This window comes from Nitrosomonas ureae (genome assembly GCF_001455205.1).
In the GTDB taxonomy this organism is placed as follows: Bacteria; Pseudomonadota; Gammaproteobacteria; order Burkholderiales; family Nitrosomonadaceae; genus Nitrosomonas; species Nitrosomonas ureae.
In genome coordinates, this window is record NZ_CP013341.1 from 1,242,921 (window position 1) to 1,256,727 (window position 13,807).

The 13,807-nt window shown below is 47.1% G+C and carries 11 protein-coding genes; 3 read left to right on the forward strand and 8 right to left on the reverse strand.

All coding sequences use genetic code 11. The features are described 5' to 3' along the window. Positions 1–69: 69 nt before the first annotated feature. The 5 genes from ATY38_RS05745 to ATY38_RS05765 form a co-directional block, all read right to left on the reverse strand. Positions 70–1,302 (reverse strand): class II fructose-bisphosphate aldolase, encoded by a 1,233-nt coding sequence (locus ATY38_RS05745; protein WP_062558467.1) that lies wholly within the window; start codon positions 1,300–1,302, stop codon positions 70–72. Positions 1,303–1,335: 33 nt separating this feature from the next. Further along, positions 1,336–1,689 (reverse strand): hypothetical protein, encoded by a 354-nt coding sequence (locus tag ATY38_RS05750; protein ID WP_062558468.1) that lies wholly within the window; start codon positions 1,687–1,689, stop codon positions 1,336–1,338. A gap of 34 nt (positions 1,690–1,723) precedes the next feature. Continuing rightward, a complete protein-coding gene (cbbX, locus tag ATY38_RS05755; RefSeq protein WP_062558469.1) occupies positions 1,724–2,665 on the reverse strand; it encodes a CbbX protein in 942 nt (313 codons plus the stop codon). A 153-nt stretch (positions 2,666–2,818) separates the two neighbouring features. Continuing rightward, positions 2,819–3,253 (reverse strand): ribulose bisphosphate carboxylase small subunit, encoded by a 435-nt coding sequence (locus tag ATY38_RS05760; protein ID WP_062558470.1) that lies wholly within the window; start codon positions 3,251–3,253, stop codon positions 2,819–2,821. A 20-nt stretch (positions 3,254–3,273) separates the two neighbouring features. Further along, the gene (locus tag ATY38_RS05765; RefSeq protein ID WP_235590433.1) at positions 3,274–4,749 is read right to left on the reverse strand and encodes a ribulose-bisphosphate carboxylase large subunit; all 1,476 of its coding nucleotides are present in this window, start codon (positions 4,747–4,749) and stop codon (positions 3,274–3,276) included. A gap of 171 nt (positions 4,750–4,920) precedes the next feature. Between ATY38_RS05765 and ATY38_RS05770 the strand changes: the two genes are divergently transcribed. The 3 genes from ATY38_RS05770 to ppsR are packed head-to-tail and all read left to right on the forward strand — an operon-like array spanning position 4,921 to position 9,162. Beyond that, a complete protein-coding gene (locus ATY38_RS05770) occupies positions 4,921–5,907 on the forward strand; it encodes a LysR family transcriptional regulator (protein ID WP_062558472.1) in 987 nt (328 codons plus the stop codon). 40 nt (positions 5,908–5,947) lie between these two features. Continuing rightward, a complete protein-coding gene (gene ppsA, locus ATY38_RS05775; RefSeq protein ID WP_062558473.1) occupies positions 5,948–8,338 on the forward strand; it encodes a phosphoenolpyruvate synthase in 2,391 nt (796 codons plus the stop codon). Further along, the gene (gene ppsR / locus ATY38_RS05780; protein WP_062558474.1) at positions 8,335–9,162 is read left to right on the forward strand and encodes a posphoenolpyruvate synthetase regulatory kinase/phosphorylase PpsR; all 828 of its coding nucleotides are present in this window, start codon (positions 8,335–8,337) and stop codon (positions 9,160–9,162) included. The genes ppsA and ppsR overlap by 4 nt, the downstream gene beginning before the upstream one ends. A 178-nt stretch (positions 9,163–9,340) precedes the next feature. Here ppsR and ATY38_RS05785 read toward each other — a convergent pair whose 3' ends face one another. From ATY38_RS05785 to adk, 3 genes are all read right to left on the reverse strand, one after another. Continuing rightward, a complete protein-coding gene (locus ATY38_RS05785) occupies positions 9,341–11,398 on the reverse strand; it encodes a sodium-translocating pyrophosphatase (protein WP_062558475.1) in 2,058 nt (685 codons plus the stop codon). A 225-nt stretch (positions 11,399–11,623) separates the two neighbouring features. Beyond that, complete coding sequence (locus ATY38_RS05790) at positions 11,624–12,883, reverse strand: 6-phosphofructokinase (protein WP_062558476.1); 1,260 nt, start codon at positions 12,881–12,883, stop codon at positions 11,624–11,626. Between the two features lie 132 nt (positions 12,884–13,015). Beyond that, positions 13,016–13,669 (reverse strand): adenylate kinase, encoded by a 654-nt coding sequence (gene adk, locus ATY38_RS05795; protein ID WP_062560113.1) that lies wholly within the window; start codon positions 13,667–13,669, stop codon positions 13,016–13,018. Positions 13,670–13,807 lie beyond the last annotated feature (138 nt).

Below are 13,807 nucleotides of genomic sequence, written 5' to 3' on the forward strand. Positions count from 1 at the left end.
AATACCAATAAGTTCTCAAATCGTATCATTGCTGATGCATATCTGATTTAGCGGTATCTGCATTTTATGCTAGATATGCTGTGCCGGAGAAATTCTGATTTCTTCTATGCGGGGATTCGGTTCCACTGAAGTTGCAGCGAATGTGATATTGATTTTGTCAGGCTCCGATATACGCGCAAGTTGATCGATAAAAGCAAGATATTCCGCATGGGTTTGGAAATTTTTGCTGGCATCGGTAGTTGCAAATTGAATACGCCAGCATAGATGATATTGATCCGACGCGATTAATGCCCAACCAGCGAAAACCTGGCGTACACCTGGAATCGCGCATAATGTTTCGCGGCTTCGTTCAATAAAGGTGTCTATGTGTTGCAAATAGCGTTCTTCAACATTGTAAGCAATGATTTGTTCTACAGGCTGCCAAGCACGACACTGAATCAATACTTCTGCAGCGCGACCGGCCGAGCCCCAATGGTGCATGCATAAGCTGACTTGTTCCAGAAGGTTATTCTTAACATCGTGCATCGTTTCTATGTAGCCTTTTTTAGCACGTGTTTGAACGTTGGAACGAATGGTGGCAGCAGCAATATCCGAAAGCTCTGTGTAGCAGTTGATTTTAGCAACGCCATTTAGAATCAGCTTATGGTATTGATCCTCGATCAGTCCGCTACCTCCATGCAGTACTAACGGAATCCCAAGCTCGTCATTAATTCGTTTCAAGCGCTTGAAGTCCAGCTTGGCTCTATTACTTTGGCGACCATGGACAGTGCCAATGGAAACCGCTAAGCAATCAACTTTGGTGCGGTTAACATAAACTTTGGCTTCTTCTGCTGAGGTATAAATGATCTCGCCTAAATGATTGATAGCATTTTCCCCTTCCGTACCACCGACAAAACCAAGCATTCCTTCAATCGCGGCACCACTTGCGTGAGCAATCTCTGTCGCGCGGCTGGTTTGAGCGATATTGACGGTAAATGCTTCTGAAGAGACATCCAGCATGACACTATTACAGCCCAGATTAATTGCCTGAACGATGGATTCGTGCTGCTTTGCGTGATCAAAGTGGATTGCTACCGGTACTTTAGCCAGTTGTGCCGCACGTTCAACTGCCGGTAAGATTAATCTGAAATCATACTCGCCGAAGAGCGGCTGGGAAAGATTGATAATGACAGGTGAACGACAGCATTCGGCTGCCATGATAATAGCTTCCAGGAAATCCAGACTTACCAATCCGAAACCACCGATTGCGTAGTTATTCTGATAAGCATGCTGCAACATATCGCGCATATCTACGAGTGGCATTTATATCCTCTCTGTTTTAAGGGGCTTGTATTACTATCTTAAATCAATCGTAAGTGTTTCGAGTGCAGTGCTCAAATCATCCAGTGCAGATCCCATAATGAGACCGGCGCAACTATGATATAACCATAATTCACAGCCAACAGGACGGTGTAGATTGCTACGCGCATGTATCTTAAATTCACGCCAGGCCAGAATAGGGCGATCCTCATCGTTACTGTCCACACATAACCACTCGGCATTATCCAGAATGACTTCCAATCCACGATGCTGCCGCAATGTGATGCGCAGTGGATGTCCTAAGCGCAGAAGCGCAAGCCGCCCGCGGTTATAACACACCGCATCTATCTTTTTTGGGAAAATGCGCCAGGGTCGAATCAGCGTTTCCATCGCTATCAAGATTTTGTTTCAAATTTTTATCTTATCAATCTGCTTTTTTGGCTTTGGGTTTACTATCAGGCGTTGCTTCAAGAAAAACGCGACTGGCGAGAATATCTTCCGCTTCAAGCGTAATAAGATCATTTTTGGACAATGATTTCTTGGTTCCGGAAAATAAACGGTTTGCCTGACGCAGTCTAGCCCGATCAAGAGCGTTACGAACCGAGCGGGCGTTTGCAAAATGCTCCGATTTCATACGCAAGCGGATATATTTTCCAAAAGCCTCTTCCCCGGCTGTGCTAAAACAATAATTCTGGGTTTCCAACATCAATTTTGCGATCGAAACTAGCTCGTCTGCACCGTAATCAGGAAAGTCGATGTGGTGCGCGATACGCGAACGCATACCAGGATTGCTATGAAAAAATTTATCCATGCGATCTTTATAACCAGCCAGAATGACAACCAAATCTTCGCGGTTATTTTCCATCGTTTGCAACAGAATTTCTATGGATTCCGCACCATAATCACGTTCATTCTCTGGCTTATATAGGTAATAAGCTTCATCGATGAAAAGAACACCGCCCATCGCTTTCTTTATCACTTCTTTTGTTTTGGGTGCAGTATGTCCGATATATTGACCAACTAAATCGTCCCGGGTTACTGAAACCAGGTGACCCTCACGCACATAGCCCAAGCGGTGCAGGATTTCCGCCATGCGTAGCGCTACTGTCGTTTTCCCGGTGCCGGGGTTTCCGGTAAAGCACATATGTAAACTGGGGGCGCCCGCGGATAATCCCAGTTGCTTGCGAACACGATCGACCAGCAACAATGCTGCAGTCTCACGAATACGAGTCTTCACAGGAATTAAGCCAATCAACTCACGGTCCAGTTTATCCAGTACTTCTTGGATATTTGTGTTGCGGAACTCTGCATCCAGATCAATTGATGGATCTTTGGATGAAATTAAGTTTTTAGATTGCTTAGACATGTTTGATCACTTATTGAGGTCTCATGGGATAATGCTTAAATAACTACATCATATTAATAAATCTTTTAATGACTTCCATTTAATACTAGCATGCTTGATTTGTTAACTCATTTCTCTCCCCTTCTCAGGAGAGAGAAGATTTACTTTTTACTGCTAGTAACGTTCTGCTTCCGGTTTGTCGGTTGCATAGGAATGAATGGTGTAACTAACGCTTCGTCCAGCACCTTCCTGGCGTACTAAACTAAACCCTGGCTCTTTCTTGGGTCTGTTGACAATATACGACATGGTTGGACTTTCCACACCGCGTGTCGAGTTAAATGCAGTCACGCGAATATAGTGGTTTGGAAAAGTTTTGCGGCAACTATTGATTTCCAGCAAAATTCCTGCCGGATCCTTCAAATCAAACATTGGATTGCCGAACATTTCCCAATAGGTATTGCGTGGATGAGGATCATCGGTATATTCAATTCCTATTGCCCAGCCATTTTTCAGCGCGTACTTAAGCTGTGCCGAGATTTGCTTATCGGTCAGCGGGGGCAGGAAAGAAAATTGTCCCTGTGTAACTATATTACCTTGATTAGTCATCATAATTGCTTCTCCTGAAAAGATTAAGCGTTTGCAGTTGTGGAAGGCACAAAGTCAGCGGTATCTGTGGAGTCGTAATTAAAGGTGATATCTTTCCACGTATCCAATGCTTGTTTGAGCGGCGTGCACCATTTCGCTGCATCTGCAAGAATTTGCGGGCCTTCTTTTACGTAATCCCGCCCTTCATTGCGCGCCATAATCATAGCTTCGAGTGCTACACGGTTTGCTACTGCCCCAGCCTGAATGCCTTGAGGGTGTCCAATGGTACCGCCACCGAACTGTAGTATTACATCTTCTCCGAGATAATCGATCAACTGATGCATTTGGCCTGCATGAATACCGCCTGATGCAACCGGCATGCATTTATTCAATGATGCCCATTCCTGATCAAAGAACAATCCATGTTCCAGGCTTTTTTCAGTACGGGTTTCGCGTAGAGTATCGTAAAAACCTTTGATCATAAGCGGATCACCTTCCAATTTTCCAACAACTGTGCCTGCGTGAATATGATCGACGCCCGCCATACGCATCCACTTACAAATTACGCGGAAATTCATGCCGTGATTTTTTTGGCGTGAATAAGTCGAATTACCTGCGCGATGCAAGTGCAATATCATGTCGTTCCTGCGTGCCCATTTCGCCATCGATTGAATCGCGGTATAACCGATCACCAAATCGATCATGACAATAACTGAACCCAGAGACTTTGCAAACTCTGCTCTTTCATACATGTCTTCCATGGTGCCGGCCGTAACATTCAAATAATGTCCTTTGACTTCTCCGGTGGCAGCAGATGCTTTATTCACTGCTTCCATGCAATACAGAAAACGATCGCGCCAATGCATAAAAGGTTGTGAATTAATATTCTCATCATCTTTCATGAAATCCAGGCCGCCTTTGAGTCCTTCGTAAACCACGCGGCCATAGTTCCTGCCTGAGAGACCTAGTTTTGGTTTAGTGGTGGCGCCAAGTAATGGGCGACCGAATTTATCCAAGCGTTCACGCTCAACCACGATACCCGTTGCAGGGCCTTGGAAAGTTTTCAGGTAAGCCACAGGAATGCGCATATCTTCAAGACGCAGTGCTTTGACCGCTTTGAAACCAAACACGTTACCGATGATGGACGCGGTTAAGTTTGCGATCGAGCCTTCTTCGAATAAATCGATGTCATAAGCGATATAGGCAAAGTATTGCGCCTCGTTATTGGTACCCGGGCCTGTGTTAGGTACCAGCTCTGACTTATATGCTTTGGCACGATAAAGCTCACAAGCGGTTAGTCGGTCAGTCCATACTACGGTCCAGGTCGCGGTGGAAGATTCACCAGCAACTGCAGCTGCAGCTTCTTCATGATCCACGCCGGGTTGTGGTGTAATACGGAACATGGCGATAACATCCGTGTCTTTGGGTACATAAGCAGGTTCCCAATAACCCATTTTTTTGTACGGAATAACCCCTGATTGGTAACGTTCTTTACCTTCTTTCATCGTTTGTGAAGCCATCATATTCTCCAGGTAATTGATAAAAAACCACGCTATATACTTCTAGTTAGGAGGTGCGCTAACAGCGGGTCAGACATAGTGTAGAATTGCTGAATGATAAATAACAATCAATTGTTTCGATAGTTATAATAGACTTCTCTCTATATATTACATGGAAATACCGGGGGCTTTATGCGTCATAGCACGTTACGGCAGCTTGAGGTTTTTGAGGCGATTGCTCGATTGAAGAGTTTTACCCGAGCAGCTGAGGAATTATTTCTGACACAACCGACAGTATCGATGCAAGTCAAGAAGTTGACCGAAGAGATTGGTCTGCCATTATTTGAGCAAGTCGGCAAGAAAATCTATCTGACCGATGCGGGAGAAGAGCTTTATCGAACCTGTCTGGGCATTTTTGACCATTTCTCACGTTTCGAGATGATTGCTTCCGACATGAAGGGGTTGAAATCAGGGAAGCTTCGGCTCGCGGTAGTGACCACTGCAAAATACTTCGTGCCGCGATTATTGGGGATGTTTTGCCAGAAATACCCTGGCATTGACGTTGCGCTGAAAGTGACGAATCGCGAGCATATCCTGGAGCGATTAACCGGTAACCAGGATGATCTCTATATCTTAGGCCAAATTCCGGACGCAGTTGATGCGGTGGCGGAAATTTTTTTGGATAATCAATTGGTTGTTTTGGCATCTGCTGATCATCCCTTGGCAACTGAAAAAAAGATCCCCATCAAGCGCATTTGTGATGAACCTTTTATTATGCGAGAGCCAGGTTCCGGAACAAGAATAGCGACTGAGCTTTTTTTCTCAAAACATAATAAAAAACTGAAGGTTCGCATGGAGTTAGGTAGCAACGAAGCGATTAAGCAAACCGTCGCAGGCAGATTGGGTATTGCTGTATTATCGCGACATACACTGGCACTGGATGCGCAGATAGGTCAGCTGGCAATACTGGATGTTGAGGGGTTTCCGATTGAACGCCATTGGTATTTTGCTTATTCATCCGGAAAGCAGTTGTCGATTGTCGCGCAGACATTCTTAAGCTATTTACGGCAGGCTAATAATTTGCTCGATAACATGACATGCCGCCATATGACTTCCGGGCATTGCCCACTATTGGAAAATGAGACAAGCATAAGATCCGGTGGGGAGGCGTCAGTGTAATTGAGAAATTGCTTTTTTATTTGCTGATGGGAATTCTACAATGACTCAATATATTGCCTGGTTTGAGCAACTGACGATGAAAGATGTAAACCGAGTTGGCGGTAAGAATGCCTCGCTGGGTGAAATGATCAGTCAACTTGCGCAAGCAGGGGTTAGTGTGCCTGCAGGCTTTGCCACCACGACGCAAGCATACCGTGAGTTTTTGATCGCTAATGGATTGGTCGACCGCATCAATCATCGGCTGAATGGACTGGATGTTGATGATATCCCTGCGCTGACTGCCGCCGGCCGAACTATCCGAAGCTGGGTGCTGGATGCCGCGCTGCCAGCCGCTATTTCACAAGCGATAGCACAAGCCTACGAAGTACTGGCTGCCTATGACGAGAAGCGCGATGAGGTTTCTTTTGCCGTGCGCTCTTCAGCGACTGCCGAGGACTTGGCCGATGCCTCATTTGCCGGCCAGCAGGAAACATTGCTGAACGTTCGCGGGCTGGATCAAATCATGGCAGCGATCAAAATCGTATTTGCTTCACTGTATAACGACCGAGCAATTGCGTATCGCGTGCATCAGAATTTTCCTCACGACAAAGTGTATTTGTCTGCCGGGATTCAGAAAATGGTACGCAGCGACTTGGGCGCGAGCGGGGTGATGTTTACCCTGGATACCGAATCCGGTTTCCGGGATGTGGTTTTCATCACGTCGGCGTATGGGCTGGGTGAAACCATCGTGCAGGGCATTGTCAATCCGGATGAATTCTATGTATACAAACGTGGACTTGCGGCCGGTAAGCCGGCCATTTTATCGCGACGTTTAGGTACCAAAACCATCGAGATGATTTACGGCGAGAACACAGATGGCAGAGATGCGGCGGATTCATATACGCTGACACGCGATGTTGAACATGCGCGGCGCACACGTTTTTCTCTATCGGATGCTCAGGTGGAGGCATTGGCGCGCCAAGCCATGATCATCGAACAGCATTATGGCCGTCCTATGGATATCGAATGGGCATTAGACGGACTGGATGAGCAGTTGTACATTGTGCAGGCGCGCCCGGAAACCGTGGAAAGCCGATCTACAACGGTTCTGGATCGATATAAGCTTAATGGCAAAGGTGTGGTGTTGACCGAAGGCCGTTCGATTGGCAGCAGGATTGGTCAGGGAGCAGCGCGTTTGATCATGGGAGTGGATCAGATGCATAAAATTCAGTCGGGCGATGTGCTGGTGACGGATATGACGGATCCCGATTGGGAGCCGATCATGAAACGCGCATCGGCCATTGTGACCAACCGTGGCGGGCGCACCTGCCATGCGGCGATTGTAGCCAGGGAAATGGGTATTCCGGCGGTGGTTGGTTGCGGCGATGCAACCGGGTCGATCAAAGACGGAGTGGACGTGACAGTGTCCTGTGCAGAAGGTGATACCGGGTTTGTCTATGAGGGAATGCTGCCATTCGAACATATTACGTCCGATACCGGTCAATTGCCGGATTTGCCGGTCAAAATGATGCTGAATGTGGGTAACCCTTCACATGCTTTTTCTTTCTCGCGCATGCCGAATCAAGGGGTTGGATTGGCCCGGCTGGAATTTATTATCAATAACATGATCGGTATTCATCCCAAGGCGTTGCTGGAATTCGACCGGCTGCCCGATGCGCTGAAGCAGACTATCGGCGCCCGTATTGCAGGCTATCAAAACCCCGTTGATTTTTATGTTGAAAAATTGATCGAAGGCATTGCTACGCTGGCGGCGGCATTTTATCCACATGCGGTGATTGTGCGCACGTCCGACTTTAAATCAAATGAGTATGCCAATCTGATTGGGGGAAATCGTTATGAGCCTCAAGAAGAAAACCCGATGATCGGTTTTCGCGGTGCTTCGCGCTATGTGTCGGCTGCCTTTCGTGATTGTTTTGAACTCGAATGCCAGGCATTACGCAAAGTACGCGACGAGATGGGACTGACCAATGTTGAAATCATGATTCCATTCTGCCGTACGTTGGAGGAAGCTGAGCAGGTAACCTTGTTGCTGGCATCGCATGGATTGGCGCGGGGGCAGAATGGTTTGCGGCTAATCATGATGTGCGAGATTCCTTCCAATGCAGTATTGGCGGAAGAATTTTTACAGTTCTTTGATGGTTTTTCCATCGGTTCCAACGACATGACGCAACTGACGCTGGGAATTGATCGCGACTCGAGCCTTGTTGCTCATGTGTTTGACGAACGCAATCCGGCGGTCAGGAAACTGCTGAAAATGGCTATCGATGCATGTCATAAGCAAGGAAAGTATATCGGCATTTGCGGGCAAGGCCCTTCGGATTACCCGGATTTTGCCGCTTGGCTGTATGAACAGGGTATCAGCAGCTTATCGCTAAACCCCGATTCGGTGCTGCAAACCTGGCTTGATCTGGCAAAACTGAGCGAATCATGACGCCGCAGAAACGCAGTGTTTTTTACTTGTCCGACCGTACCGGCATTACCGCGGAAACACTCGGACACAGTCTGCTAACGCAATTTGACGGAATCACGTGGAGCACTGTCAACGTGCCGTTTCTGGATGATATCGAGCAAGCCCGGGCTGTGCTGGTGCAGATTAATCAGGCCGCTGTAGATGATGGTTACCGGCCTTTGGTTTTTAGTACCTTGTTGAAGCCTGAGATTCTCGAAGTGATCAAACAGGCCAACTGCCGCATGTATGATTTTTTTGAAACTTTTATTCGTTCCATCGAAGAGGAACTGCATCAGCCATTTATACGCATAGCCGGGCGTTCCCATGGCCAGCATCATCTATCGTATTTCAAACGTATTGCCGCGGTTAATTATGTGCTGGCGCATGATGACGGTGTCAATTCCAAGCATTACGTTGATGCCGATATCATTCTGATGGGTGTCTCGCGTTCCGGTAAAACGCCCACTTGTCTTTACTTGGGATTGCAGTATGGTATCGCTGCCGCGAATTATCCGCTAACTCCGGATGACATGAGTGTTCAACAGATTCCCAAGATACTGGAAAATGTGCGCAGTAAACTGTTCGGCTTGACTTTAACGCCGGCGCAGCTGCACTTCATCCGCCAGGAACGTCGCCCCGACAGTGAGTATGCATCGCTCGCGCAATGTCAGCGGGAATTACAATGGCAGGAAGCGCTGTTTCGCCAGTTTGACATTCCCTATTTGGATACCACGCGTATTTCAATTGAAGAAATCAGTGCAATCATATTGAATAGGTGTGGACTGAGAAGGCAATTATATGGGTGATGGTGATTCTTTATAGAAACCTGTGGGTTACTTATAAAGCTCAGTGTGTTCATAGACAGCGGTGGGTGGTTTGATCTTTCAAGCTTGTGCCAGGGTACAAAGTAAATTTTTGACTATCCAATTAAAAAAGCACATCAGTTGCCTGATGTGCTTTAGTGAATGAATTAATCAATGATCGTTATAGCAGAGGAATGATCAGCAATGCCACAATGTTGATGATTTTGATCAATGGATTAATTGCCGGGCCGGCCGTGTCCTTATAAGGGTCACCCACGGTATCGCCCGTCACCGAGGCTTTGTGGGCCTCACTGCCTTTGCCGCCAAAATGACCGTCTTCAATGTGCTTTTTGGCATTATCCCAAGCGCCGCCACCGGTTGTCATTGAAATGGCCACGAACAAGCCGGTCACGATAGAGCCCATCAATACACCACCCAGAGCTTGCGGTCCCAGGATCACGCCGACCAGCAGAGGAATCAGTACGGGCAATAATGAAGGAATCATCATTTCCTTGATCGCTGCTTTAGTCAACATATCCACGGCACGTGAATAGTCCGGTTTGGCTGTACCTTCCATAATACCCGGAATTTCCTTGAATTGACGGCGCACTTCGATCACCACCGATCCGGCGGCACGCCCTACAGCTTCCATCGACATGGCACCAAACAAGTAAGGAATCATACCGCCGATAAACAAGCCGATAATCACCATGTGATTGGATAAATCGAAGGATAACTCGAATCCGGCGTGTTCCAGAGCATGGGTGTAGTCGGCAAACAATACTAAGGCTGCTAGCCCTGCCGAGCCGATCGCGTAACCTTTGGTAACCGCTTTAGTCGTATTGCCAACCGCATCCAGAGGATCGGTGATGGCGCGCACTGAATCGGGCATTTCTGCCATTTCAGCAATACCGCCTGCGTTATCGGTAATCGGGCCGTATGCATCCAGTGCCACAATAATACCTGTCATCGACAGCATGGATGTTGCAGCAATCGCAATACCATACAGGCCTGCCAGTGCATATGCCAGCAAGATACTGATACACATTGCCAGAACCGGGGCTGCGGTTGCACGCATTGAAACACCCAAGCCGGCAATAATATTGGTTGCATGTCCGGTAGTGGAAGCTTCAGCAATATGTTGAACCGGTGGATAATCGGTGGAAGTGTAGTATTCAGTAATTACAACCATCAGTCCGGTCAACACCAAGCCGATTGCAGCAGCCAGAAATACGCGCAGAACCAGCATACCGCCCGCAATCTCCGTGCCATCCACGATCAGTGACATATCACTCATAAACCAAACGGTCACCGGCAAGTACGCTAACAAAGCGATACCACCCGCAACAGCCAGGCCGCGATAAAGTGCATTCATGATGGTGCCGCCATCACGCATCTTGACGTAATAACAGCCGACAATCGAAGCGATAATCGATACTGCACCGAGCATCAGTGGAAATATAACCGCACTGGTTGCGTTTGCAGTAAACAATAATGCGCCCAGTATCATGGTTGCAATAATGGTAACCGCGTAAGTTTCAAACAAATCCGCTGCCATGCCCGCACAGTCACCCACGTTATCACCCACGTTATCAGCAATGACGGCTGGATTGCGAGGATCGTCTTCAGGGATTCCGGCTTCGACTTTACCGACCAGATCCGCGCCCACATCGGCACCTTTGGTGAATATCCCACCACCCAGCCGCGCAAAAATGGAAATCAAAGATCCTCCGAATGCAAAACCAATCAGTGGCTTGATAACATCACTGACAGATTGATTGGGATCAGCGCCATCAAACAGCAGGGCGCAGTATCCGGCAACGCCTAGCAGGCCTAAGCCAACAACCAGCATTCCGGTAACTGCGCCGCCTCGAAAAGCAATCGCAAGGGCCTCATTCAATCCGATGGTTGCTGCCTGAGCGGTACGTACATTTGATTGGACTGAGACTGTCATCCCCAGAAAACCTGCGGCACCCGAAAGAATTGCACCTAGAGCAAAACCAATAGCCGTGTCCCAACCGAGCGCTATCCAGAGCGCAAAAAACAATACTCCACCCACCATGCCGATCGTCATGTACTGACGTTTAAGATATGCGGAGGCGCCTTCTTGAATAGCTTTTGCAATTTCTTGCATACGCTGGTTGCCTGTAGATTGATCAAAAATACCCTTAATCCATATACCACTGAATATCAGGGCTACAATCGCACTAAGAATTGCGATAACTAAACCACTAGCCATAGAGAACTCCAATTAAAGTCAGACCATAAAAATCAAATGTGAAATCCTGGCCTAATTAATTCCACATTATTAAACACTTGTACAAAATCAGAAATCAGGCTGTATTTTATCTGTTCTTGCTTGCTGAATGCATCAAATATTTATGAAATTTAGATTGTTAGGTGATTGGAATCAAATTGTTTGGCTTCCATACAACACCTTAAGCAAACTTATTCTTGCTCACAACTAAATTTTGAATTCATCCAGTTTCTTTGGAACAGCAACATTTTTGAGTCTTACATAGTCCGGCAAACCATCCTTATAGGGTGGATAATCTTCGCCTTCAATCAGTGGTGCCAAGTATTCCCGGCATGCTTGAGTAATGCCAAATCCATCTTCGCTGATAAAATTATCCGGCATCATTTTTTCAACATTGGCAACATTGGATAGCTGTGCCATACCTACCGACCATTGATAGGGCGAACTGGATTCGCGCACGATGGTAGGCATTACCGAATTGTGTCCCGCCAGGGCATATTCCACGGCTGCCTTGCCCATGGCATAGGCTTGCTCGACGTCAGTTTTGGAGGCAATATGACGTGCTGCGCGTTGCAGATAATCTGCAACACCCCAGTGATATTTCAGGCCCAAGCCATCTTTGATGATATTGGCCACTACCGGAGCAACTCCGCCTAATTGTGCATGTCCGAATGCATCACGCAAACCCTGATCAGACAAGAAATTACCGTCCTCCCCTTTAACGCCTTCCGAGACCACCACTGAACAGTATCCGTATTCCTTGACATAGCGGTCCACTGTGGCAAGAAACTTTTCCTTATTGAAAGTTACTTCCGGGAACAGAATCACGATCGGGATCTCGCAGTCCGGACTGGATGCCAAACCACCTGCAGCAGCGATCCATCCCGCATGGCGTCCCATGACTTCAAGTACAAAAACCTTGGTGGAAGTCTTGGACATGCTGGCCACATCAAAGCTGGCTTCGCGCGTGGAAACTGCGATGTATTTGGCGACTGAGCCAAAGCCCGGGCAGCAATCCGTGATCGGCAAATCATTGTCAACGGTTTTGGGAACATGAATCGCCTGAATGGGATAACCCAACGTATCTGATATCTGCGAAACCTTCAAGCAGGTATCTGCCGAATCACCCCCGCCGTTGTAGAAAAAGTACCCGATATCGTGTGCTTTGAACACTTCGATCAAACGTTCGTATTCGCGTCGATTTTGCTCCAAACTCTTTAATTTATAGCGACAGGAACCAAATGCACCAGACGGCGTATGTCGCAACTTTGCAATCGCTGCTGCCGAGTCGGCATTGGTATCAATGAGATCTTCTGTTAACGCACCGATAATACCGTTGCGACCTGCATAAACGGTGCCAATTTTGTCAGTATGCTGGCGCGCTGTTTCCAGAACACCTGCGGCGGAAGCGTTAATGACCGCTGTCACACCGCCGGATTGGGCATAAAATGCATTTTTAATTGCCATGTTTTTCTCCTGATTGATTAAATCGTAAGCAAGTATTACTAAATCTTTCCATACAAAAACTCAGGTGCCATTGTTCGCATCCTGAGTTCTGCGGTTCAAATCTGTTGTGTGGATGAATGACGAGTATTAAATTTATTTGAGTGCTGCAATAATCTGATCGCGAATCTCTTCGACTGTACCTATCCCGGCTATTTTGATATAACGAGGCGCTTCTTTTCCGCCGTGCGTCGACCATTGTGAATAATAGGCCACCAGCGGTTCTGTTTGTTCGTGATAAACCTCCAATCGTTTTTTGACCGTTTCTTCCTTATCATCATCGCGCTGTATAAGGGGTTCGTCTGTTACATCGTCCCGACCAGCTGATTTGGGTGGATTGAAATCCACATGGTAAGTACGGCCAGAAGCGGGATGCACCCTTCGACCCGACATGCGTTTAATAATTTCAGCATCATCAACATCAATCTCGACTACAAAATCAATCGGTACGCCTGCTGTTTTCATCGCTTCGGCCTGTGGAATCGTGCGGGGAAAGCCGTCAAATAGAAAGCCATTGGCACAATCTGGTTGCGCGATGCGCTCTTTGACTAAGTTAATGATGATGTCATCAGAAACCAATCCGCCAGAATCCATTATTTTTTTCGCCATGATGCCCAATTCCGTGCCTGCTTTCACGGCACTGCGCAACATATCCCCGGTAGAAATTTGTGGAACACCAAAATGTTCCTTAATATAATTGGCTTGTGTGCCTTTTCCAGCACCTGGACCGCCTAACAAAATGACTCGGATGGCTATTCTCCTTTTATTGCCGATTAATATTATTGAATGCAGAGACAAAGTTTTTTTCTGCGATTTCAACGCCCACGTTAGTAATTATATCGCAGGCAAGCTGGATACTCGAGTATTTTACTATGCTATTTTTTAAAG